This is a genomic window from Coprococcus sp. AM14-16, from assembly GCF_003434675.1.
GTDB lineage: Bacteria > Bacillota > Clostridia > Lachnospirales > Lachnospiraceae > Coprococcus > Coprococcus aceti.
Genome location: NZ_QTLL01000002.1, coordinates 387573 through 411826, shown reverse-complemented (window position 1 = coordinate 411826; position 24254 = coordinate 387573). Strand labels below are relative to the sequence as shown.

The window sequence follows — 24254 nt, the reverse complement described above, 5'->3', positions numbered from 1 at the left end:
AATAAAAATGAAAAAAGTTGAAAAAAACACTTGCATTATAAAAAGAACTAATGTATACTCTAATCTGTTGTGACGAACACAACATAATAAATACGGGCCGCTAGCTCATTTGGTAGAGCACCTGACTCTTAATCAGGGTGTGCGGGGTTCGAGCCCCCGGCGGCCCACTACAAGGTGGATTGACTGCAATATAATTGTGGCTGGTCCATTTTTTTGTCACTCAGTTTGAAATCATTTGCTGGATGTCAGAAAAGTTGAAAAAAATGAGAAAAACACTTGCATTATTCTCAGAACTGATATATAATCTATTCTGTTGTGACGAACATAACAAATAAATACGGGCCGCTAGCTCATTTGGTAGAGCACCTGACTCTTAATCAGGGTGTGCGGGGTTCGAGCCCCCGGCGGCCCACTACAAGATGGATTGACTGCAATATGTTGTGGCTGGTCCATTTTTTTGTGCAAAAATCCATGGTCTTTTATTTATTTCCTTATTTGAAGATGTGTGGGTTACACGCCTTCGTTATCGAATGCTGGAATGAAGCTCTCTTTTGCTGTCTCACCCTCCTGTATAAATCCATTTTCAACGCCGATATCAATGGCATAATCCACAAGCTCATCGTATTCAGAAGGAGTTATAGTTTTGCCAAGTTCTGGAAATCTATTCTCAATTCCCGGCATAGGGGTGTACTGGTTCATGATGCTTATATATATTGAATCTTTGTATGTGTTATATAGATATGTGATTATTGACTTGGAATCATCCAGATGATCAGGAAGCTGCAGATGACGGACGATAACACCTCTCTGCATAATTCCGTCGTCATCAAAGCGGGTCTGGTCTCCTCCGCATTGTCTGACCATCTCAGATATGGAGGCTTTGGCATGTTCAGGATAGTCTGGAGCATTACTGTATTTTGCGGACAGATCCGGTGACATGAATTTGAAATCAGGAAGATACACGTCTATATAGCCATCAAGTAGCTGTATCATCTCGGCCGTTTCATAACCACTGCAGTTATATACAAATGGAAGCTTGAAGTTCCGTGATCTCGCCATGTCTATAGCTGATATGATCTGTGGTATATAGTGATCCGGTGTGACAAGATTGATGTTGTTGGCACCCTTATCCTGAAGCTCAAAGAAAATGTTGCACAGCCTTGATATGGATATATTCTTGCCAGCCTTGCCTCCGGATATGGCTTTATTCTGGCAGAAGCAGCATCCAAGTGCACATCCGGAGAAGAATACGGCACCTGAACCGTTCTCTCCGGATATACATGGCTCTTCCCACATGTGTAGCGCTGCACGGCTCACCCTGACTGTGTCTGTCATATGGCAGGCACCTGTGTGACCGGATGTACGGTCTACACCGCATTTTCTTGGACACAATATGCAGTTGTTCAGGATGTGCCGGATATCCATATTATTTACCTCCAAAATAGATGATAATTGTTATTAACTGACAGGTGAATTAGTATTTGTCAGGGTCAAATGTGCTTATGAGATCAGCAAATTCCTGAAGATCAGCATTTGCTTCCATGTGCTCTATCTCACCCCTATCCATAAGCCCCGCAAGGGAAGGATTGATAGGCAGACGGATCGCGTGCCCTATATACAGGTCTCTTATGACCTGCTCAAGCTGGCTCTTGCCAAATATATAGTGCTTGTTATTGCAGTCAGGACAAATGAAATATGACATATTCTCTATCATACCAATGACAGGGATATTCATGCTGTCTGCCATGTGAACAGCCTTTCCAACGATGACAGATACGAGATCCTGAGGGGTGGTAACTACCACAACTCCATCTATAGGGATGGACTGGAATATGGTAAGTGGCACGTCGCCGGTTCCAGGAGGACAGTCGATGAACATATAGTCTATGTCTCCCCAGATGATGTCTGAGTAGAACTGCTTGACTGTTCCCGCTATGATAGGTCCTCTCCAGAGGACAGGTGTTGTCTCGTCGTCCAGAAGAAGATTCACAGACATGATCTTGATTCCTGTTTCCGTCTCATCGGGATACAGGAAATCTCCTTCTGCCTCTGGTGTCTTATGTACGCCAAATGCCTTTGGAATAGAAGGTCCTGTGATATCTGCGTCAAGTATGGCTGTCTTGTAACCCATGCGCTGCATGAGAACGGCGAGCTGACAGGTTACTGAGGATTTGCCGACTCCTCCTTTGCCGCTGACCACGGCAATAATATGCTTTATATGCGAACCTGGATGTGGCTCTATGATAAGACTCTGTGGTTCTGTTCTGCTGGAACAGCTCTGGCCACAGGTACTGCAGTTGTGTGTACAATTCTCTGACATGATACTCTCCAATCTACTGCACATGGATGTCTGTGCAATCTGTGTTGTATGCTAAGTTACGCATTTGATTAATATATATCATTAAGAGGTTACAAAGTCAACGAATGCAGGTACTATGAAATTTGAGAGGTGAGTTGAAATTGACGGGTGTCAAATATATAATCAGAGACATGATAGTATACGGATTGTAGAGTTGAAATGAAATACCTGATAGAAAGTATTCTAATAAAGTAATTAGGCATGAAAAATACTATAAAAAGGAGAATATAGCATGGGAGTTTTATCAAATATCGAACCATATGGAGTTTTTCGTTTTTTTGAGGAGATATGTGGGATTCCACACGGATCGTCGGATACAAAGAAGATAAGTGATTATCTGGTGAAGTTTGCCATAGACAAAAATCTGAGATATATACAGGATGAGAGCAACAATGTGATCATATTCAAGGACGGAACTGCCGGGTATGAGGACAGTGCCCCTGTCATGCTACAGGGACATATGGATATGGTCTGTGAGAAAGATGTTGACTGTGATATTGATTTTGAGCGGGACGGACTGAGACTAGTGCTTGAGGACGGAGTGATATCCGCTGATGGAACCACCCTTGGCGGAGATGACGGGATAGCTGTGGCATTTGCACTGGCTATACTGGATGCCGACGATATACCACATCCACCGATTGAGTGTGTATTTACGGTTGATGAGGAGATAGGAATGCTGGGAGCTGCGGCGATTGACTGTAGTCCACTTAAGTCACGGATCATGCTCAATCTGGATTCTGAGGATGAGGGGTATCTGCTGGTGTCATGTGCCGGAGGTGCGTGTGCTACGTGCCATATTCCGGTTGAATATGAGAATGCAGAAGATGATCATTCAGTTGTGAAAATTATTGTAGAGGGTCTTACCGGTGGACATTCCGGCGTGGAGATCATAAAACAGAGGGCAAATGCCGACAAGCAGCTTGCAAGACTTCTATATAATATAGGAAGGGATGTTCCATACAGACTGATATCTATACAGGGCGGTCTTAAGGACAATGCAATACCTAACAAGGCGAAGGCATATGTGGGTATTGATCCGGAGGATGTGGATAACTTTGTAAAATCTGCGGAAAAGAATGAGAATATTCTGAGGCATGAATTTGGAAATACTGATCCAGAGCTTATAGTGAAAGTAGAAACGGATCTGTCAGATGATCTGGGTTCATATAATAACGCGGATGATGTGCAGAACGATATGTATGGTAGAACCATGATCAACAGAGTTATGACAGAAAAGTCATCGGATATAGTTATCAGGAGTCTTATGATGATGCCAAATGGAATTCAGAAGATGAGCAATGATGTAGAAGGGCTTGTGCAGACATCGCTGAATCTTGGAATATTGAATACAACTGAGGATGAGGTCACAGCAAGCTTTTCAGTAAGAAGCAGTGTACAGTCTGAAAAGGAAAATCTGATAGATCAGCTCCGATGTGTATCTGTCTCGGCTGGTGGAAGTCTGGAAGTGCAGGGGGATTATCCTGCATGGGAGTACAGACATGATTCTCCTCTCAGAGATATTATGGTGGATGTGTTTGAAGAGCAGTATGGAAGAAAGCCTGTTATACAGGCGATTCACGCCGGAGTGGAGTGTGGACTTTTCGCTGGCAAGATGCCGGGTCTGGACTGCGTATCATTTGGCCCGGATATGAAAAATATCCATACCAGCAGAGAGTCTATGGATGTTGCCAGTGTACAGAGAACATGGAGGTATACACTGGGTATACTTGAGAAATTGAAGTAATTGACAGCAATATAATTCCAATAAGGAGAAGAATGATGGAAAAGGTAAAAGGATTCTTGAAGAAGAAGGACATTGTGTTCAGTGTCAAGAGATACGGAATAGATGCCCTGGGTGCCATGGCACAGGGATTGTTCTGTACTCTGCTGATCGGAACTATATTGAACACACTTGGCAATCAGTTTGGTGTAGGATTTCTCAAAGCGGTTGTTGCGACCGTGAATGGGACAGATTATACAGTTGGCGGTCTCGCTTCTGCGATGGCAGGGCCGGCGATGGCGGTGGCTATAGGATATGCTCTTAAGGCACCACAGCTCGTATTGTTCTCACTGATAACAGTTGGATTTGCGGCAAATGCCTTGGGCGGCGCAGGAGGCCCGCTGGCAGTTTATTTTATTGCAGTTATTGCAACTGAACTTGGAAAGGTTGTCTCAAAGGAGACAAAGATTGACATACTGGTGACACCTCTGGTTACCATCGGAAGTGGTGTGGCTGTGTCTGCACTTCTTGCACCTACACTCGGTGCCATAGCCATGAAGGTCGGAGATCTCATCATGCTGGCTACAAACCTTCAGCCGTTCTGGATGGGTATTGCGGTATCAGTTCTCGTCGGTGTGGCACTTACACTTCCGATATCATCCGCTGCGATATGTGCGGCATTCGGACTTACAGGTCTGGCCGGCGGTGCTGCTGTGGCGGGATGTTGTGCGCAGATGGTTGGATTTGCAGTTATGTCATTCAGAGAGAATAAATGGGGTGGCCTTGTTTCACAGGGAATCGGAACATCAATGCTCCAGATGGGTAACATCATCAAGAATCCGAGAATCTGGATCGCACCTATAGTTACCTCTGCGATCACAGGTCCTCTTGCAACATGTCTGTTCAAGCTTCAGATGAATGGAACTCCTGTATCATCAGGTATGGGTACATGTGGTCTGGTTGGACAGATCGGAGTATACACAGGCTGGATGAATGATATCGAGGCGGGAAGCAAGACAGCGGTCACAGCTATGGACTGGGTTGGTCTGATCCTAATCTCATTTGTACTTCCTGCAGTTCTCTGCCCGCTCATCAACATGGTGGTGAGAAAACTCGGCTGGGTTAAGGATGGAGATATGACTTTATCATAAAGATTGGCTGAAATCCGGTGGAAGAAAATTATCTCAAAATTGTTTCCATCAGGCAGATTACAACAGAAAAGATACAATATTTTCGCAAATAAGATTGAAATTGGCTCGAAAGATACAAATTTACAGATTTTGTGTCTTTCGGGCCTTTTTATATGGAAAAGGAGATAATATTTTCCTAAAATGGGTGATTCAGAAGGAAAAAGATACAAAATATATGGTGCTTGATTTGTGGAGTGAAAATACAGCAAAAATGAGCAGACGATAGAAAAATCAAGAATACAAAAAAGTCCTTGCCTTGAAGTGAACTCCAAAGAGTATTATTAGATATGTCAGAGAAACAGTTCCTGACGTTTTTCGAAAATATGGTAGTTAAAACAGACAGGAGGACGCTTTAATGAAGAAATTAGGAGCATTTTTAGTGTGTGCTGTTATGGCTTTTGGACTTGTTGGATGCGGAAGTGGTGACAGCACAGAAAGTAAAAGTACCACACAGGCAGAAACCCAGACAGAGGTTGTTACGGATGCGGTCAATGAGGCCGATACAAGCAACGACAACGCTGACTCTACGGTATCAGAGGAACAGACCAGCGAGGAAAGCAGCGCTGATGAGACAGACAATGTTGACACAGAGACAGGTAAGACTCTGGTGATCTATTTTTCAGCAACTGGAAATACAAAAGATGCTGCAGAATATATAGCGGCAGAGACAGGAGCAGATATATTTGAGATCACCCCGGCCCAGGAGTATACATCGGATGATCTGAACTACAATGATGACAGCAGCAGGGTATCAAAGGAACACAATGACGAAAGCCTCAGGGATGTGGAGCTTACCACCACTGAAGTTCCTGGCTGGGAATCGTATGATACGGTATTTGTAGGTTATCCTATATGGTGGGGAACGTCTGCATGGCCGGTAGATTCATTTGTCAAGGCAAATGACTTCACTGGCAAGACTGTATATCCGTTCTGCACATCGGCGAGCTCAGGACTGGGAAGCAGTGCAGATGATCTGGCTTCTGAGGCAGGAAGCGGAGACTGGAAGGATGGTCAGAGATTCTCGTCGGGTGTGACACAGCAGGATGTGGCCGACTGGATAAGCGGGCTCGGCCTTGGACAGTAATGTGTCAGATAAGTAACTGAACAGATGTAATAAACATAGCTGGAAATAATTTGAAATTGAAATAAAAAGAAACAGGAGGATATAAAAATGTTAAAAGAAACTTACACACTTAACAATGGAGTAGCAATTCCAAAGCTTGGACTTGGAACATGGTTCATCGACGATGACAAGATAGCAGATGCCGTGAGGGAGGCCGTAAAGATAGGTTACAGACATATTGACACTGCACAGGCATACGGCAATGAGCGCGGAGTAGGCGAAGGAGTTAGAACCTGTGGTATTCCAAGAGAAGAACTGTTCGTAGTCTCAAAGGTTGCGGCTGAGCACAAGACATATGAGGAGGCCAAGGCGGGAATCGATGGAACGCTTGAGAAGATGGGACTTGACTATCTCGATATGATGATCATTCACAGCCCACAGCCTTGGGTAAAGGTAAATCAGAGCGATGACAGATACGTGGAGGGCAACAGAGCAGCATGGAGAGCACTTGAGGAGGCATACAAGGAAGGCAAGCTCAAGGCTATTGGTATATCCAATTTCCAGATCGGTGATATCGAGAGCCTTATGGAGACTGCTGAGATCAAGCCTATGGTCAACCAGATACTTCTTCACATCAGCAATACTCCGATAGAACTGGTGGATTACTGTCAGAAGAACGATATACTTGTTGAGGCTTATTCACCTATCGCACATGGTGAGATACTCAATCAGCCTGAGATCAAGGCTATGGCGGACAAGTATGGTGTGACTGTTCCACAGCTCTGCATCAGATATACTATCCAGCTCGGAACAATTTCACTGCCAAAGACGGCCAATCCAGAGCACATGAAGAGCAATACAGAGGTCGATTTCGAGATAAGTGCAGAGGATATGGAGGCTCTTAAGAATTTCAAGAAGATCGAGAGCTATGGAGCGAGCAGTGGTTTTCCTGTATATGGTGGACGTATATAATAAAGAAAAGTTCATAGCTATAGTGGACAGCCGTCAGGTTTGTATAGTTTGCAATCATAAATATCTTGCATAATATAATAGTTACCTTATAATAGAGATGTTGCTAATTTTATACATTTAGGAGGAAATGAACAATATGAAAAAGGGAACAAGTTATATTGTAGTGGCTGCAATGATGATGGGATTGATGCTGACAGGCTGTGGGGGCAATGACAATTCTGTAACTAAGGCTACAACTGAAGCTGAGACAGAAGCAGCAACAGAGGAGCAGGATACTGAAACACAGGACACTGCAGATGATACTGAGGACAGTTCGGTCGCCATTGATGAGGAGGACACAGAGGAAGATACAGAGGACAGTGAAGAGGCAGAAGCTGATCCTTCAATAGTAGGTGTATACACCAAGAATGGTTATGAGAATTCGTATTTTGGATTTAAGATCAACCTTGAAGGAAGCTATGGAATTCAGACAAGAGGTTCATTACTGACTGCCACCGATATCTCTGAGGTTGTGGAGGATTCCAATAGCGATGAGACTGTACAGAGGGCATTGGATAATCTGGACAATAGCTTTACGGTAGGAAACGATTATGCATTCTGTGCAAATGATGGTACACACTATATTCTGCTCAAAATAAAGTCCCCTAAGGGTGGTGGAAATTACGGTTATGATGTGTGGGCTGATGAGAATACAGTAGCAAAGGCAACTGTTGCTCAGATGGATACTGTTATTACATCTACAGCAAGTAGAATTGGCGCTGAAGCAAGCAATATTGAGACTGATTATTCCAAGTGTACAGTATTTGGCGAAGAGCACTACATATGTACAGCAACGGCTGATATGTCTGGAACTGAGTACTCTCTGACAAATGTAATAGTAAGATCAGATGACGGAAAGTATACGATGATAATAGCTATAGAGACACTTGGTGACAGAAATTATCAGGATATTCTGGATAACATGTTCAGTCCATTATAAATTTTACAACTTTACTTTTTCAAAAACAAAAAGTATAATACACATCGAAAGCGAGTGGCAAAGATTGCGTAAATCCAGTTTTGTCACTCGCTTTTTATGTGTATATATAATAATTTTCTAGTGTGTAGCTATTCAGCGTAAGTCCAACTAACTTAGGCGGTAGCTGCTTTTTTTGTTCAGGGAAAGGAGTTTGAAGAGTGGAAGAAATAGATAAGAACAAAGAGGAAAACAGAGAGAGAAATAAGATGAAAGATATGCCAGTTGGAAAGCTGATGATCCAGATGGGTATTCCTATGATTCTTTCCATGGCGCTTCAGGCGGTGTACAACATCGTAGACAGCGCATTTGTGGGAAATATGAAGGTGGGAAGTGAGGCTGCGTTAAATGCCCTCACGCTGGTATTTCCGGTGCAGATGCTCATGGTTGCTCTGGGCATAGGCACGGGAGTCGGCACAAATGCGTTTATTGCCAGAACCCTTGGTCAGGGTGATAAGGAAAGAGCTGCCAAGGTGGCTGGCAACAGTCTGTTTCTCGGTGCTGTAATATATGTGGTGTGTTTGTTATTTGGAATATTGGGAGTGAGGACTTATATAGTCTCACAGACTATGGACACGCAGGTCACAGAGATGGCTGTGGATTATCTAAGAATATGCTGTGTGTATTCATTTGGAATAATATTCTTCTCGTTGTTTGAGAAGCTGCTTCAGGCAACTGGCAGATCCATGTATTCAACGATAGGTCAGGTGATGGGAGCTGTCATAAACATCATACTTGATCCGCTTCTCATATACGGAGTGGGACCATTTCCTGAGATGGGTGTCAGAGGAGCCGCCTATGCGACTATTATAGGTCAGATAGCGTCTGCGGTTCTGCTGTGCGTGTTCCATCTGAGACTTAATAAGGAATTTGAACATGGATGTGCATACATGAAGCCTGACTGGAGAATCATCCGGGGAATATATGCCATAGGACTCCCGGCCATCATAGCCCAGGCACTTATGTCCATCATGGTATACGCGCTGAATCTCATTCTCAAGTTTAACCAGTCGGCGCAGACTGCATATGGTCTGTTCTACAAGGTTCAGCAGTTTGTGCTGTTTCTCGCATTTGGACTCAGGGATGCGATCACCCCGATCACGGCATACAGCTATGGAATGGGTGACAGAAAGAGGATAAATGATGCGATTAAGTATGGAATAATCTACACAATAGTGCTGATGGTGTTTGGAATGGCTGTGACAGAGCTGTTTCCAGCTGCATTTGCCGGACTTTTTAATGCGGGACAGTCCAGAGTGTATTTTATAGACGCCATGAGGATAATCTCCCTAAGTTTCGTATTTGCCGGGGTAAATGTTGCATTTCAGGGAATATATCAGGCCCTTGAAGGCGGTGTGGAATCGCTTGTGATATCGCTGCTCAGACAGTTGATAATCATCCTGCCGCTTGCCGGAGCATTTGCGGCTCTGGTCAGAGGCGGTCAGGCGGATGTATCACTGATATGGTGGGCATTCCCGATCACGGAGATCGTGTCGTGCGTGGTGGGCATGGTGTTGCTGAGAAGGAAAATGAGGAGGGTTACTTCTTCCCTGCACCTTTCATCATTGACTTAAATGTCAGCATGAATGTTGCGCCGCATGAGAATGCGGACACTATGTCGCTGATAGGCTCGGCGTAGTAAATACTCATGACTGAGTGCGTGCAGTATGGCAGGATGATCGCGAGTGGGATTATCAGTATGACCTTTCTCAGCAGTGCAAATATAAGGGATTTGCCTGCTTGTCCCATGGATATGAAGGACTGCTGACATCCGTTCTGTATGCCAAAGAACATCATTCCGAATATGTATATCGGAAGAACTTTTGCACAGAGTGCTTTGAGGGATTCATCCGAGGTAAATATTCCGGCTGCCACGGACGGAAACAGGAATGCGGCCCCAGCCAGGACAAATGACACTATGATGGACATGGTTATCAGTATGGTACATGTCTTCTTCACTCTGTCCACGTTGCCCTTGCCGTAGTTGTAGCTGATGATGGGCTGGACTCCCTGGGAGAAACCGCTCATCGGGATAAATATAATCTGCATGATACTTTGGAGTATGGTGAATGATCCCACGTACAGGTCATCGCCGTACTTCTGGAGCCCGTGAGTGAACACGATGGTTATAAGGCTCTCCGTGACCTGCATGATAAATGGTGACACACCGAGAGCTGCAATTGACAGGATCAGCTTGCCTTGTGGACGCATCATCTGCGCTGATATGCGAAGACTAGCCTTGTCGGATGTCAGAAATCTGATAACCCATGCCGCACTTATCGCCTGGGATATGACGGTCGCTATGGCCGCACCCTTGATTCCGAGGTTCAGTGCAAATATGAATATCGGATCGAGGATGATGTTGAATATGGCTCCTATGAGCACAGAAAACATGGCGGTCTTTGACTGTCCCTGGGCTGTGATAAATGTGTTCAGTCCGGTGGTGATCATGACAAATATAGTGCCTATAAGGTAAATGCTCAGATAGTCATCGGCATGTGGATAGGTGGCATCGCTGGCACCGAAGAAATACAGAAGCGGTTTCTTCAATGTGTAGATGACAGCCATAACAATAACTGTAAATATGATGAGCAGGGTTACGCCATTTGACAGGATGCGCTGTGCCTTGTCCCTGTCGCCTTTACCGAGAGCAATGGAAGCCAGAGGTGCTCCGCCCGCGCCCACGAACACGCTGAATGCACTTACAAGGGTGATGATCGGGAGACACAGTCCGATTCCGGTGAGGGATGCTGCGCCTACCTCGGGGATATGTCCTATGTATATTCTGTCCACTATGTTGTATAAGAGATTGATGAGCTGCGCCACAAATGTTGGAATGCCCATGGAGAGCATAAGTTTAAATATCGGCGCCGTGCCCATCCTCTCTTCAGAATTTGAAGAAATTGTACTTGTGTTCATAACTGCTCCTTAATGTTGATAACTTTTCGAATTTTTCGGAAAAGATTATATTTTGAATAGATGTGTTCTCTATTATAATGCCTAATGTATAGAATATTTCAGTTAGATGGGGTAGTCAATCAACAAATAATAAAGAAAGTATAAAATAAATGATAAGTGGAAAAAGTCCAGCAAATATGCGGGAAACAGTAAAAAGCGAGTGAAAATATAACAAAAACTTGAAAAATTATTCTTGACAAATTTACTAGGAAAGCGCATTATGGTTACAGATATAAGATAAACCGTTGATCAAGAGGAGTAGCGGCATATAACATGTTCAGAGAGTTGCAGGTGGTGTGATTGCAGCGATGGGAGTGCAGGTGAATGGACTTGTGAGGGCAAACCGAAAGATTTGAGATTCAAGTAGGGGAGACGGAGACCTACCGTTATAGAAGGTACATATATGATTGTATATGGTCGAGGGCATCGATATATATAAATATATATAAATTATTTATATATATTTTTTTTTATTTATTGATGAAATTAGGTGGCACCGCAGGAGATTAGATTTCTTGTCCTAATGTTTGTAGGATAAGGAATTTTTTTTATGTCCTGTGGTTTTTTTTATTTTCATAAGGAGGGACCCGCATAAGCGGGAGGAATCCTAAAAAGGAAACGCACTGATGTGCGAGTAGGTCATCAAGCTACGCTTGACGACATGTTGTGAAGCACGCAGACGCCGCGCGAAGCGCCTTTCATGCGTCTGCTCATAATGGATTAATTGGCAAGGAGGATGAGACATGATAAGACCAGAACTTAACGAGGCAAAGAAATATGCGGCAGACGGATATAGGATGGTTCCGGTGTGCTGTGAGATGTTATCGGATGTGATCACACCTATCAACTTACTCAGAAAGCTGAAAGCGGCAAATGAGCACTGTTACATACTTGAGAGCGTGGAGAATCAGGAGGTGTGGGGACGGTACACATTTCTTGGTTACAATCCAAAGCTTGATGTCACATGCATGAATGGGCACATACAGCTCAAGGATATAGATGGAAATGTGATAAAGAAAGCGGATGACATTCATCCTGAGGGATTCATAAGAGAGATACTTAAGGATTACAGGAGTCCGAAGATAGAAGGACTTCCAACATTTACAGGCGGGTTTGTCGGTTACTTCTCATATGATTATATAAAGTACAGTGAGAAGAAGCTTGTGATCGATGCCGATGACGATGAGGAATTTCAGGATCTGGATCTCATGCTCTTTGACAAGGTCATAGCATTTGACAATTTCAAGTCAAAGCTGATCCTCATTGCAAATGCTGACACGTCCGATATAGAAGCCGGATATGCAAAGGCACTTGCTGACATAGAAGATATGAAGAAGCTAATCCTCGATGGAGAGATGGCTGAGATAGAGCCGGTTAAGATGAAGAGTGATTTCAAGCCTCTGTTCAATAAAGAAAAATATTGCAGCATGGTCGAGAGGGCAAAGAGGTACATATTCGAGGGAGATATCTTCCAGGTGGTTCTGTCAAACAGACTTGAGGCTGAGATGGAGGGTTCACTGTTCAATACATACAGGGTTCTCAGAAGCACAAATCCTTCTCCGTATATGTTCTACTTCAGCGGCGACCAGATAGAGGTTGCGGGCGCATCACCTGAGACACTGGTAAAGCTTGAGAATGGTGTGCTCCACACATTTCCTCTTGCTGGAACGAGACCGAGGGGAAAGACAAAGGAAGAGGATATGAGACTTGAGGCCGGACTTATGGCGGATGAGAAGGAGCTGGCGGAGCACAATATGCTGGTGGATCTCGGAAGAAATGATCTTGGTAAGATAAGCAAGTTCGGAACTGTTGAGGTTGAGCAGTACATGAAGGTTCAGAGGTACTCACATGTAATGCATATCGGGTCAACGGTCAAAGGAGAGATCGATGACAGCAGGTATGATGAGCTGTCAGCCGTAGATGCGGTACTTCCAGCAGGAACCCTCTCGGGAGCACCGAAGATCAGGGCGTGTCAGATCATCAACGAGCTGGAGGACAACAAGAGAGGAATATATGGTGGAGCCATAGGATACATAGATTTCACAGGGAATCTTGATACATGTATAGCCATAAGGATCGCATACAAAAAGGGTGACAAGGTATTTGTCAGATCCGGAGCAGGAATCGTGGCGGATAGTGTTCCGGCAAATGAGTTCCAGGAATGTATCAACAAGGCAAAGGCAGTTACAACAGCACTCACAATGAGCGCTTTTCATGCGCATGCACAATAAATACAAGGAGGACAAAACAAATGACAATACTTATAGATAATTATGACAGCTTCTCCTACAACCTGTATCAGCTTGTGGGGGCAATAAATCCGGATATAAAGGTCATAAGAAATGATGAGTTCACCTGTGAGGAGATCGAGGCGATGAATCCGGATCACATAATCATCTCACCGGGTCCCGGAAGACCTTCGGATGCGGGAATGTGTGAGGATGCGGTGAGATATTTTGCAGGAAAAGTACCAATCCTTGGCGTGTGTCTCGGACATCAGGCGATTTGTGAGACATATGGTGCGACAGTCACATATGCAAAGAAACTTATGCATGGAAAGATGTCGCTGGTTGATGTGAATCTGAACTGCAGATTGTTCAGAGGACTTCAGAGCAAGATACAGGTTGCCAGATATCATTCACTGGCAGCAGACGATGAGAATTTCCCAGAATGTCTGGAGGTCACAGCAAGAACGGAGGATGGAGGGATCATGGCAGTAAAACACAGGGATCACGAGGTATACGGAGTTCAGTTCCATCCGGAGTCGATATTGACACCGAAGGGCAAGATAATGCTCAGGAATTTTTTAGAGATATAAAATGATATAAAATAAGGAGGATATGGCGATGATACAGGAAACTCTTAAGAAGGCAGCAGCAGGACAGGATCTTACATACGATGAGGCATATGCCAGCATGGATGAAATATTCAGCGGCCAGGTGCCGGGAGAGACAACGGCTGGATATCTCACAGCGCTTCATATGAAGGGCGAGACACTTGATGAGATAACAGCCAGTGCAAATGGAATGAGAGACCATGCGGAGTCTCTTCCACATGACGGAATAGATGTTCTTGAGATCGTGGGAACAGGTGGGGATTGTGCGAATTCATTTAACATATCGACAACGAGTGGTATAGTTGCAGCGGCGGCCGGAGTACCGATCGCAAAGCACGGCAACAGAAGCGTATCGAGCAAGAGTGGAGCAGCGGATGTACTTGAGGCTCTTGGTGTAAATATCTCCATATCACCTGAAAAGATGGGCAAGGTTCTTGCTGAGTGCAACATGAGCTTTATGTTTGCCCAGGTATATCACAAGGCGATGAAATATGCAGGCCCGGTCAGAAAGGCACTTGGAATACCGACAGTATTCAATATCCTTGGACCTCTCACCAACCCAGCAAAGGCTCAGATGCAGATCATGGGAGTATACAAGGAGGAGCTTGTTGATCAGATGGCTCCTGTACTTGTTGGTCTTGGCGTAAAACGGGGACTTGTCGTATACGGACAGGATTGTCTGGATGAGATCTCCATGAGCGCACCTACAACTGTAGCAGAGATCAAAGATGGCGAGATCACAAAGTATGAGATCAAGCCAGAGGATTTCGGATTTGAGAGGTGCAGTAAGGAGGATCTGGTGGGCGGCGATCCTGAGGAAAATGCACAGATCACCCGCGATATCCTGTCAGGTAAGATTACTGGAGCCAAGAGAAATGCAGTTGTACTGAACGCAGCAGCTTGTATCTACATTGCAGGCAAGGCAGACTCCATAGCAGACGGAATAAAGGTGGCAGAGGACGTGATCGACAGTGGCAAGGCTGCTGAGACGCTTGATGCATTTGTAAGACTGACAAATGAGTAGATAAGCTTCATCGCAGACTATGATAGAAGGTTACATAGAGAGGTAAGAGATGATATTAGATGAGATAGCGGAAAAGACAAAGGAACGTGTGGCGGAGCAGAAGAAAAAAGTTCCTCTTGAGGAGATGAAGAGACAGGCACTTGATATAGTTGCCAGAGAGACGGATAACGGCAGCAGCCCATATAGTAAGTTCCCATTTAGGGATAATCTGGCAGCGGATGGAATATCGTTTATCTGTGAGGTCAAGAAGGCATCGCCTTCCAAGGGGCTTATCGCACCTGACTTTCCCTATGTTGAGATCGCAAAGGAATATGAGGCGGCTGGTGCTTCAGCCATATCGGTGCTCACTGAGCCGTTTTATTTCCAGGGAAGCAATCAGTTCCTGATGGATATAAAGAAGGAGGTAAATATACCGCTGCTGAGGAAGGATTTTACAGTTGACGAGTATATGATATATGAGGCAAAGGTCATAGGAGCCTCGGCGGTGCTTTTGATTTGCGCAATACTGGATGACGAGCAGCTTGGATTATACCTGCAGCTTGCGCATGAACTTGGGATGTCGGCTCTGGTTGAGGCTCACGATGAGGATGAGGTCAGACGGGCGATAGCCTGCGGAGCCGGCATCATCGGGGTGAACAACAGAGACCTCAGAACATTTACGGTGGACATCATGAACAGTGTTCGTCTTAGAAAGCTGATACCGGATACGGTGCCAGCCACCCATATGGGGACGGAGGTACCTGTCACTGGTACAGGAGCTGCGGCTGACACTTTAGCACCCCAGAAGATGGTGTATGTGTCTGAGAGTGGAATCAAGGCAAAAGAGGACATAGACAGGCTCAAGGCAAATGGAACTGATGCGGTGCTCATAGGTGAGACATTTATGAGAAGTCCCGACAAGAAGAAGTTGTTTGCGGAACTGAAGGGCGAGTAAGAAGTATTCAGGCTCATCTGAAAAATTAATGTAGAGAACGAAATACAATATGTTTGCTTGCTATATTATATAGAAGAAACACAATACAAAGGTGTAGAAATTACATTTGAAAATATATCTGAGAAGACAAAACAGGAGGAAAAACATATGTCAAAAGGCAGATTTGGCGTTCACGGCGGCCAGTACATTCCAGAGACTCTGATGAATGCGATGCTGGAGCTGGAGGAGGCTTACAAGAAATATAAGGATGATCCGGAGTTCAACAGAGAACTCACAGAGATGCTCAACGAGTATGCGGGAAGACCCAGCAGACTTTACTATGCGGAGAGAATGACAAAGGATCTGGGCGGAGCGAAGATATACCTCAAGAGAGAGGATCTGAACCACACAGGAGCGCACAAGATCAACAACGTAATCGGACAGATGCTCCTTGCTAAGAGAATGGGCAAGACAAGGGTTATTGCGGAGACCGGTGCCGGACAGCATGGAGTTGCAACAGCTACAGTTGCAGCCATGATGGGCATGGAGTGCGATATATATATGGGTGAGGAGGACACGATCAGACAGGCTCTCAACGTGTACAGAATGAGACTCTTAGGAGCAAAGGTTCATCCGGTAAAGACCGGAACAGCCACACTGAAGGATGCTGTATCTGAGGCGTTCCGTGAGTGGACAAGCAGAATTGATGACACGCACTATGTACTCGGCTCAGTCATGGGACCATATCCTTTCCCTGAGATCGTTCGTGATTTCCAGGCTGTGATCAGTAAAGAGATCAAGGCACAGCTCATGGAGAAGGAGGGAAGACTTCCTGATGTTGTCATGGCATGTGTGGGCGGCGGTTCAAATGCCATCGGAGCTTTCTATGATTTTATACCTGACGAGAGCGTCAGGCTGATCGGCTGTGAGGCAGCAGGCAGAGGCGTTGATACATTCGAGACTGCGGCAACTATCGCAACCGGAAAGCTTGGAATATTCCACGGCATGAAGTCCTACTTCTGTCAGGATGAATTTGGACAGATCGCCCCAGTTTATTCGATCTCAGCGGGACTTGACTATCCGGGAATCGGACCTGAGCACGCATATCTTCATGACATCGGACGTGCAGAGTATGTGGCGATCACAGATGACGAGGCTGTGGATGCATTTGAGTATCTGTCAAGAATCGAGGGAATCATCCCTGCGATAGAGAGCGCACACGCTGTGGCTTACGCCATGAAGCTGGCACCTACAATGGACAAGGATAAGATAATAGTGATCAATGTATCAGGACGCGGCGACAAGGATGTTGCAGCCATCGCAAGATACAGAGGGGAGGATCTTCATGAGTAATATAGCAAAAGCATTTGAGCATGGAAAAGCATTTATACCATTTGTGACATGTGGCGATCCGTCGCTGGATGTGACAGAGGAGGTAGTATACGCAATGGTAGAGGCCGGTGCAGACCTTATAGAACTGGGAATCCCATTCTCAGACCCGACAGCCGAGGGTCCGGTCATTCAGGGCGCAAATATAAGAGCGCTTGCAGGCGGCGTGACGACAGACAATGTATTTGATCTTGTGAGAAAGCTCCGCAAGAAGGTGACAATACCTATGGTGTTCATGACATATGCAAATGTCGTGTTCTCGTACGGTTCGGAGAGATTCATCAGCACATGCAGGGAGATTGGCATAGACGGTCTGATCCTTCCTGACATTCCTTACGAGGAGAAGGGCGAGTTTGATGGAATCTGCAAGCAGTATGATGTGGATCTCATTTCACTCATCGCACCTACATCCCATGAGAGAATATCCATGATCGCAAATGATGCGAGTGGATTTGTATATTGCGTGTCATCACTCGGTGTAACCGGAACCAGAACCAAGATCACCACAGACATAGGAGCAATGGTCGATCTGGTGAAGAAGGCGAAGGACATCCCTTGCGCTGTAGGTTTCGGAATATCCACACCTGAGCAGGCAAAGCAGATGGCGGAGAAGTCAGACGGTGTCATCGTCGGTTCAGCCATCGTCAAGCTGTGTGCCCAGTACGGCAAGGACTGTGTGCCTTATGTGAGAGATTATGTGAAGAGCATGAAAGATGCGATAAGGTAGGAAATTATAGATACTAATTGGGGTATGCATTTGTGGATGCATATTTAAGAGAGTCGGAGAAATCTGGCTCTCTTGTGTTTTATAGATATATTTATAAATATGTTGACACCACAATTAGTTTTTGATATAACATATACATCAGCGATTGCTGATATCCATAATGAAAATTGAATAAATCATATTTTAAGTAGAAGAGTTTGAAAACATGATGAGTAGCAAGTGCTACAAGTCTGCAATCATGACTCTTTTTTTGTTGCCTTTTGGGCATGGGGCAGATTTCAAATGAAAACTGAATATGCATCTGCCTGGTATCCGGGGCAGCAAAGAATACGGACACAGCGACTGTCGTCGGCTGAAAAATGACAGACCGGGGAGCGGGCACTGATAAGGTGTGAGCTGGTAAAGCTTCAGATAACACATTGACAACATTTTGTAGATTTATTTTAGGTTTATTTTTTCATTATGGAGGTAACGATTATGAGATATTCATTTACAGAAAAGACATCACACAGACAGCAGGAGACAGCATACATGCTTTATATGATCATCGGCAGCTATTTTCACAGATGCAGCTGCAGATCAAAGGCGTTGGAGGAGAATCTATTCCTTCATTATAAAGAGATGCCGGTAAAGCGTCAGGAAGAGAAAGAGTGGCAGATTATCAGAGTCAGCGAGGGCGTGCTTGGCGAATGTCTTGCCAGCATGGCGCAGATGAACGCGGAGGTATTCATCTCAAAGACAGATGAAATGTATGTGTTGAGATTCTATACTGGCTTTGAGGATATTGTGGTAACTGTTGATGATAAGGGACGCTATGATATAAGTCTGGTGGAGGATGAAATGGTGGCGTAGTGGTGATGTGTATAGCGTGAACAGAATGGTTAACTGGTGTATGATGGTGGTTGTCCGGGGTATAAATAAACTTGGACAGCTGTCATGTTTTTGCTTGATATAAGAACTAATGTTCGATATAATATAGGCAGGCTTTAGCCTGGGTGCTGCCATGAGAAGGTGGCAGTTTGTGTAAAGAATTTTGAGGAGATTTTTATGGATCATTTTGAATTGGTATCGGAATACAAGCCCACCGGAGATCAGCCGGAGGCAATAGAAAAATTGGTAAAGGGTTTTCAGGAAGGTAATCAGTTTGAGACGCTGCTGGGTGTAACCGGATCTGGTAAGACTTTTACCATGGCGAATGTCATACAGCAGCTTAATAAGCCAACACTGATACTTGCACATAACAAGACTCTGGCGGCGCAGCTTTATGGGGAGATGAAAGAATTTTTCCCGAACAATGCGGTGGAGTATTTTGTATCATACTACGATTATTATCAGCCGGAAGCATATGTGGCGTCTACGGATACTTATATTGCAAAGGATTCGTCTATTAATGACGATATTGACCGGATGAGACATAGCGCCACAGCAGCACTCATAGACAGAAAAGATGTCATAGTGGTTGCATCTGTATCGTGTATATATGGCATCGGTGATCCGGACGAGTACAGGAATCAGATGTTGTCGTTCAGAGTTGGCATGATAAAGGACAGAGATCAGGTCATCGATGAACTGACAGATATACAGTATGACAGGAATGACATGGATCTGCAGAGAGGCACATTCAGAGTGCGTGGGGATGTACTTGAGATAATTCCTGTGTCAACATTTGACGATGGAATAAGGATAGAATTCTTCGGGGATGAGATAGACAGGATCACAGAGTTTGATCCGCTCACCGGAGAGGGAAAGAGAGATCTGACATATACATGCCTGTTTCCGGCATCTCACTATGTGGTTGGACAGGAGAAGATGGAGAAGGCTCTGAAGAGGATAGAGGCGGAGCTCAAGGACAGAGTTGCTTACTTCAAGTCAAAGGATAAACTCATCGAGGCACAGCGTATCGAGGAGAGAACTAACTTTGATATGGAGATGATGAGAGAGACTGGATTTTGCTCTGGTATAGAGAACTATTCCGGTCCGCTGGCTGGAAGATCAGCCGGAGAGACGCCGAGCACACTGCTGGATTTCTTTGATGATGACTTTCTTCTTATTATAGATGAGTCACATATGACGGTGCCTCAGGTCGGTGCGATGTATTCTGGAGACCGTTCCCGTAAAATGAATCTGGTGGACTATGGATTCAGATTGCCATCGGCACTTGACAACAGACCACTCAACTTCTCGGAATTTGAGCAGAAGATTGATCAGGTCATGTTCGTATCTGCCACACCGGGCAAATACGAGGAGGAGCACCAGATGCTTATGGCTGAACAGATCATCAGACCTACAGGACTTCTTGATCCGCCGGTTGAGGTCAGACCGGTGGAAGGTCAGATAGATGATCTGCTGAAAGAGGTTCGCAAGGAGACCGAGCAGGGACACAAGGTACTTGTGACAACACTTACCAAGCGTATGGCTGAAGATCTCACCAGCTATATGAGGGACAATGATATAAAGGTAAAATATCTGCACTCGGATATAGACACCATGGAGAGAGTTGAGATAGTGAGAGATCTCCGCCTTGGAGTATTTGATGTGCTTGTTGGAATCAACCTTCTGAGAGAGGGTCTTGATATACCGGAGATCACTCTGGTGGCAATACTTGACGCTGATAAGGAAGGTTTCCTGCGATCGGAGACATCACTCATCCAGACCATAGGAAGAGCAGCCCGAAATGTGGATGGACATGTCATCATGTATGCGGATACTATCACGGGTTCTATGAAGTATGCCCTCGATGAGACGAGCAGACGTCGTGAGATACAGCAGAAGTATAATGAGGAACATGGAATAACCCCTAAGACTATAGAGAAGAGCATAAGGGATCTCATAACCATAGAGGTGAAGAAGGAGGAACTTCCAGAGGAGGATAAGGACGCTGAGTCCATGACGAAGAAGGAGCTTCAGAAGGTTATCGCCAAGCTGACCAAGAAGATGAATATGGCGGCAGCAGACCTCAACTTTGAGGTGGCGGCAGAGATCAGGGATCAGCTCAAGGTGTATAAGGAGGCACTGAGAGATTATGATAAAGAATAGATGGATGCAGGGTAGATAATTAAGATATAACAAATATAAATAATAAAGAGAAAAGGTTAGATCAAGATGGAAGACAATAAGAATTATGAACGTGGTGAGCATTTGGAGAATATAACGGATGCGAGCATGAAAGATGATGATTATTTCAACGCCAGCAGGAATATTGACAGGAAGTATATTACTATTGAGGGCGCACGTGAAAATAATCTGAAAAATATCAATGTCAAGATTCCAAGGGACAAATTTGTTGTCGTGACAGGACTTTCGGGATCAGGTAAGTCTTCACTGGCATTTGACACGATATATGCGGAGGGACAGAGACGATACATGGAGTCGCTGTCCTCCTATGCGAGACAGTTCCTTGGACAGGCTGAGAAGCCGGACGTGGATAAGATAGAGGGACTTTCCCCTGCAATCTCCATAGATCAGAAGTCAACAAACAGAAATCCCCGATCCACAGTTGGCACTGTCACTGAGATATACGACTATTTCAGACTTCTATATGCCAGAGTGGGAATACCACACTGCCCGAACTGTGGTAAGGTCATAAGCAGACAGACGGTTGACCAGATGGTGGATGAGATCATGAAGCTACCTGAGAGGACAAAGTTCATGGTGCTTGCGCCTGTGGTCAGAGGCCGAAAGGGAGAGCATGTAAAGCTGCTGGAGAAGGCAAAGAAGAGCGGATTTGTCAGAGTGGTTGTCGATGGCAGCATGTATGAGCTGTCGGAGGAGATAAAGCTCGATAAGAACAAGAAGCACAGTATAGATATAGTTGTTGATCGTCTGGTTGTAAGACAGGATGTGGAGAGGCGACTCACAGATTCCATAGAGACCGCACTTCAGCTTGCAGAGGGGCTTATGAAGATTGAGGTGATCGGGGAGAGGGATGAGAATGGTGTTCAGAAGGAGAATACCATTATCAATTTCTCAGACAGTTTTTCATGCCCGGATTGCGGAATCAGCATAGATGAGATAGAGCCGAGAAGCTTTTCGTTCAACAATCCATTTGGCGCATGCCCGACATGTGCAGGTCTTGGCTTCAAGATGGAATTTGATCCGGATCTTATGATACCCGATCAGAGTTTGTCGATAAATGATGGAGCCATTGTGGTTCTGGGATGGCAGTCGTGCAATGATGGCAAGAGCTATTCAAATGCAATACTCAAGGCACTCAGTGCGGAGTATGGATTCTCTCTTGATACGCCATTTCAGGATTATCCACAGGATATAAAAGATCTCTTATTATATGGAAAGAACTCACGACCGGTTAAGGTGCATTATAAAGGACAGCGCGGGGAGGGAGTGTATGATATAACATTTGAGGGACTCATAAAGAGTGTTGCCAGAAGATACAGGGAGACATCTGCGGAGTCCACAAAGGCCGAGTATGAGACATTCATGACTGTAACTCCGTGTGAGGTCTGTGGTGGTAAGAGACTTAAACCGACAGCCCTTGCTGTTACAGTTGGAGATAAGAATATTGCTGAACTTACAGAGCTTCCTATCACAGAACTTGCAAAGTTTATGAAGGATCTGGAACTCACTGACAGACAGAAGATGATAGGTGCGGCCATACTCAAGGAGATCAGGTCGAGACTGCATTTCCTTATAGATGTGGGCCTTGACTATCTGTGCCTGAGCAGAGGTACAAGTACGCTCTCAGGTGGAGAGGCACAGAGAATTAGACTTGCCACACAGATAGGTTCAGGTCTGGTCGGAGTTGCATATATTCTGGATGAGCCAAGTATCGGACTTCATCAGAGGGACAATGACAAGTTGATCGCAGCGCTCAAGAATCTGAGAGACCTTGGAAATACACTGATAGTTGTAGAGCACGACGAGGACACTATGAGGGCGGCGGATCACATTATAGATATAGGACCGGGAGCCGGTGCAAATGGTGGATATGTGGTAGCTGAGGGTACGGCTGAAGACATTATGAAATGTGAGAATTCTATCACCGGTGACTACTTAAGCGGCAGGAAGAAGATAGAGGTTCCGGATGTGAGGAGAAAGCCAACCGGATGGCTCACTGTCAAGAATGCTTATGAGAACAATCTCAAGCATATAGATGTGGACATACCACTTGGAATCATGACATGTGTGACGGGTGTGTCTGGTTCAGGAAAGAGTTCTCTGGTAAATGAGATCCTGTACAAGAAACTTGCGAGAAGACTCAATAAAAGCAGGGTTAAGGCAGGAAAGCATGACCATATCATCGGTTATGATGCTTTGGACAAGATCATAAATATAGACCAGTCACCTATAGGTAGAACGCCGAGATCCAATCCGGCTACCTACACAGGTACATTTGATCTGATAAGGGATCTGTTTGCCGGAACCAAGGATGCCAAGGCAAGAGGTTACGGCAAGGGAAGATTCAGCTTCAATGTATCTGGTGGACGATGTGAGGCGTGTCGTGGAGATGGAATAATCAAGATAGAGATGCACTTCCTGCCAGATATATATGTGCCATGTGAGGTGTGCGGAGGAAAGAGATACAACAGGGAGACCCTGGAGGTCAAATACAAGGGTAAGAGTATCAATGAAGTTCTCGATATGACTGTTGATGAGGCATGTGAGTTCTTTGCAAATGTTCCGAGAATACTCAGGAAGATAGAAACGTTGCGAGATGTGGGACTAGGATATATCAGGCTTGGACAGCCATCCACCACTCTGTCGGGCGGAGAGGCGCAGAGAATCAAGCTTGCAACCGAGTTGTCAAGGCGTGGAACAGGAAAGACAATATATGTACTTGATGAGCCAACCACGGGACTTCATTTTGCTGATGTGCACAGACTTGTGGATATACTCAGAAGGCTCAGCGAGGGCGGCAACACAGTTGTGGTTATCGAACATAATCTTGACGTTATCAAGACCGCAGATTATATTATTGACATGGGACCTGAAGGAGGTGCTGGCGGTGGAACGGTTATTGCCAGAGGAACTCCAGAGGAAGTTGCGAAGATACCTCAGTCCTATACAGGACAGTATCTGAAGAGGTATCTCGATATGTAAGGGATGTGTCGAATAATTACATCGGAGG

General features: G+C 45.1%; 18 protein-coding genes and 2 tRNA genes. 17 read left to right on the top strand and 3 right to left on the bottom strand.

What is annotated here, in order from left to right; all coding sequences use genetic code 11:
• Nucleotides 1-94: 94 nt before the first annotated feature.
• Both DW159_RS07915 and DW159_RS07910 read left to right on the top strand, forming a co-directional pair.
• Nucleotides 95-167 (top strand) — tRNA-Lys (locus tag DW159_RS07915).
• 172 nt (nt 168-339) lie between these two features.
• Nucleotides 340-412, top strand: a tRNA-Lys gene (locus DW159_RS07910).
• Nucleotides 413-510: 98 nt separating this feature from the next.
• Here DW159_RS07910 and DW159_RS07905 read toward each other — a convergent pair.
• Both DW159_RS07905 and DW159_RS07900 read right to left on the bottom strand, forming a co-directional pair.
• Nucleotides 511-1425: a radical SAM protein gene (locus tag DW159_RS07905; RefSeq protein ID WP_117549920.1), complete on the bottom strand. Its 915-nt coding sequence runs from the start codon at nt 1423-1425 to the stop codon at nt 511-513.
• Nucleotides 1426-1474: 49 nt separating this feature from the next.
• Nucleotides 1475-2320, bottom strand: coding sequence for an Mrp/NBP35 family ATP-binding protein (locus DW159_RS07900; RefSeq protein WP_022217397.1), 846 nt, complete (start codon nt 2318-2320; stop codon nt 1475-1477).
• 271 nt (nt 2321-2591) lie between these two features.
• Between DW159_RS07900 and DW159_RS07895 the strand changes: the two genes are divergently transcribed.
• The 6 genes from DW159_RS07895 (at nt 2592) to DW159_RS07870 (ending at nt 9896) form a co-directional block, all read left to right on the top strand.
• Nucleotides 2592-4106, top strand: coding sequence for an aminoacyl-histidine dipeptidase (locus tag DW159_RS07895; protein WP_117549918.1), 1515 nt, complete (start codon nt 2592-2594; stop codon nt 4104-4106).
• A 35-nt stretch (nt 4107-4141) separates the two neighbouring features.
• A complete protein-coding gene (locus tag DW159_RS07890; protein WP_055272015.1) occupies nt 4142-5233 on the top strand; it encodes a PTS transporter subunit IIC in 1092 nt (363 codons plus the stop codon).
• A gap of 394 nt (nt 5234-5627) precedes the next feature.
• Nucleotides 5628-6356, top strand: a complete 729-nt coding sequence (locus DW159_RS07885; RefSeq protein WP_015534419.1) for a flavodoxin — start codon at nt 5628-5630, stop codon at nt 6354-6356.
• Nucleotides 6357-6443: 87 nt separating this feature from the next.
• Nucleotides 6444-7307, top strand: a complete 864-nt coding sequence (locus DW159_RS07880) for an aldo/keto reductase (RefSeq protein ID WP_117549916.1) — start codon at nt 6444-6446, stop codon at nt 7305-7307.
• Nucleotides 7308-7443: 136 nt separating this feature from the next.
• Nucleotides 7444-8286 (top strand): hypothetical protein, encoded by an 843-nt coding sequence (locus DW159_RS07875; protein ID WP_022217400.1) that lies wholly within the window; start codon nt 7444-7446, stop codon nt 8284-8286.
• Nucleotides 8287-8531: 245 nt separating this feature from the next.
• Entirely contained in the window at nt 8532-9896 is a 1365-nt protein-coding gene (locus DW159_RS07870; protein ID WP_117550554.1) for an MATE family efflux transporter, read from the top strand.
• On the opposite strand, the gene DW159_RS07865 is transcribed toward DW159_RS07870, so the two are convergent.
• On the bottom strand, nt 9862-11241 hold the full coding sequence (locus DW159_RS07865) for an MATE family efflux transporter (RefSeq protein ID WP_022217402.1): 1380 nt from the start codon (nt 11239-11241) through the stop codon (nt 9862-9864). The genes DW159_RS07870 and DW159_RS07865 overlap by 35 nt on opposite strands.
• Before the next feature lie 782 nt (nt 11242-12023).
• Here DW159_RS07865 and DW159_RS07860 point away from each other — a divergent pair.
• The 9 genes from DW159_RS07860 (at nt 12024) to uvrA (ending at nt 24226) form a co-directional block, all read left to right on the top strand.
• Complete coding sequence (locus DW159_RS07860) at nt 12024-13511, top strand: anthranilate synthase component I family protein (protein WP_117549914.1); 1488 nt, start codon at nt 12024-12026, stop codon at nt 13509-13511.
• A gap of 20 nt (nt 13512-13531) precedes the next feature.
• On the top strand, nt 13532-14098 hold the full coding sequence (locus DW159_RS07855; RefSeq protein WP_117549912.1) for an anthranilate synthase component II: 567 nt from the start codon (nt 13532-13534) through the stop codon (nt 14096-14098).
• Between the two features lie 28 nt (nt 14099-14126).
• Nucleotides 14127-15140 (top strand): anthranilate phosphoribosyltransferase, encoded by a 1014-nt coding sequence (trpD, locus tag DW159_RS07850; RefSeq protein ID WP_117549910.1) that lies wholly within the window; start codon nt 14127-14129, stop codon nt 15138-15140.
• Between the two features lie 49 nt (nt 15141-15189).
• The gene (trpC, locus tag DW159_RS07845) at nt 15190-16074 is read left to right on the top strand and encodes an indole-3-glycerol phosphate synthase TrpC (RefSeq protein WP_117549908.1); all 885 of its coding nucleotides are present in this window, start codon (nt 15190-15192) and stop codon (nt 16072-16074) included.
• A 147-nt stretch (nt 16075-16221) separates the two neighbouring features.
• Nucleotides 16222-17406, top strand: a complete 1185-nt coding sequence (trpB, locus tag DW159_RS07840) for a tryptophan synthase subunit beta (protein ID WP_117549907.1) — start codon at nt 16222-16224, stop codon at nt 17404-17406.
• The gene (trpA, locus tag DW159_RS07835; protein ID WP_187115859.1) at nt 17399-18169 is read left to right on the top strand and encodes a tryptophan synthase subunit alpha; all 771 of its coding nucleotides are present in this window, start codon (nt 17399-17401) and stop codon (nt 18167-18169) included. Before trpB ends, trpA begins: the two co-directional genes overlap by 8 nt.
• Before the next feature lie 477 nt (nt 18170-18646).
• Nucleotides 18647-19021: a hypothetical protein gene (locus tag DW159_RS07830; protein ID WP_117549905.1), complete on the top strand. Its 375-nt coding sequence runs from the start codon at nt 18647-18649 to the stop codon at nt 19019-19021.
• Between the two features lie 195 nt (nt 19022-19216).
• Nucleotides 19217-21205 carry an excinuclease ABC subunit UvrB gene (uvrB, locus tag DW159_RS07825; RefSeq protein WP_117549903.1) on the top strand — a complete coding sequence of 663 codons (1989 nt, stop codon included), beginning with the start codon at nt 19217-19219 and terminating at the stop codon, nt 21203-21205.
• A gap of 126 nt (nt 21206-21331) precedes the next feature.
• Nucleotides 21332-24226 carry an excinuclease ABC subunit UvrA gene (gene uvrA, locus DW159_RS07820; RefSeq protein ID WP_117550550.1) on the top strand — a complete coding sequence of 965 codons (2895 nt, stop codon included), beginning with the start codon at nt 21332-21334 and terminating at the stop codon, nt 24224-24226.
• The last annotated feature ends 28 nt before the right edge of the window (nt 24227-24254 follow it).

Bases quoted from the DNA above. Each gene is read 5' to 3' on its own strand.
- DW159_RS07905 (WP_117549920.1), bottom strand. From the start codon at position 1,425: ATGGATATCCGGCACATCCTGAACAACTGCATATTGTGTCCAAGAAAA.
- DW159_RS07900 (WP_022217397.1), bottom strand. From the start codon at position 2,320: ATGTCAGAGAATTGTACACACAACTGCAGTACCTGTGGCCAGAGCTGT.
- DW159_RS07895 (WP_117549918.1), top strand. From the start codon at position 2,592: ATGGGAGTTTTATCAAATATCGAACCATATGGAGTTTTTCGTTTTTTT.
- DW159_RS07890 (WP_055272015.1), top strand. From the start codon at position 4,142: ATGGAAAAGGTAAAAGGATTCTTGAAGAAGAAGGACATTGTGTTCAGT.
- DW159_RS07885 (WP_015534419.1), top strand. From the start codon at position 5,628: ATGAAGAAATTAGGAGCATTTTTAGTGTGTGCTGTTATGGCTTTTGGA.
- DW159_RS07880 (WP_117549916.1), top strand. From the start codon at position 6,444: ATGTTAAAAGAAACTTACACACTTAACAATGGAGTAGCAATTCCAAAG.
- DW159_RS07875 (WP_022217400.1), top strand. From the start codon at position 7,444: ATGAAAAAGGGAACAAGTTATATTGTAGTGGCTGCAATGATGATGGGA.
- DW159_RS07870 (WP_117550554.1), top strand. From the start codon at position 8,532: ATGAAAGATATGCCAGTTGGAAAGCTGATGATCCAGATGGGTATTCCT.
- DW159_RS07865 (WP_022217402.1), bottom strand. From the start codon at position 11,241: ATGAACACAAGTACAATTTCTTCAAATTCTGAAGAGAGGATGGGCACG.
- DW159_RS07860 (WP_117549914.1), top strand. From the start codon at position 12,024: ATGATAAGACCAGAACTTAACGAGGCAAAGAAATATGCGGCAGACGGA.
- DW159_RS07855 (WP_117549912.1), top strand. From the start codon at position 13,532: ATGACAATACTTATAGATAATTATGACAGCTTCTCCTACAACCTGTAT.
- trpD (WP_117549910.1), top strand. From the start codon at position 14,127: ATGATACAGGAAACTCTTAAGAAGGCAGCAGCAGGACAGGATCTTACA.
- trpC (WP_117549908.1), top strand. From the start codon at position 15,190: ATGATATTAGATGAGATAGCGGAAAAGACAAAGGAACGTGTGGCGGAG.
- trpB (WP_117549907.1), top strand. From the start codon at position 16,222: ATGTCAAAAGGCAGATTTGGCGTTCACGGCGGCCAGTACATTCCAGAG.
- trpA (WP_187115859.1), top strand. From the start codon at position 17,399: ATGAGTAATATAGCAAAAGCATTTGAGCATGGAAAAGCATTTATACCA.
- DW159_RS07830 (WP_117549905.1), top strand. From the start codon at position 18,647: ATGAGATATTCATTTACAGAAAAGACATCACACAGACAGCAGGAGACA.
- uvrB (WP_117549903.1), top strand. From the start codon at position 19,217: ATGGATCATTTTGAATTGGTATCGGAATACAAGCCCACCGGAGATCAG.
- uvrA (WP_117550550.1), top strand. From the start codon at position 21,332: ATGAAAGATGATGATTATTTCAACGCCAGCAGGAATATTGACAGGAAG.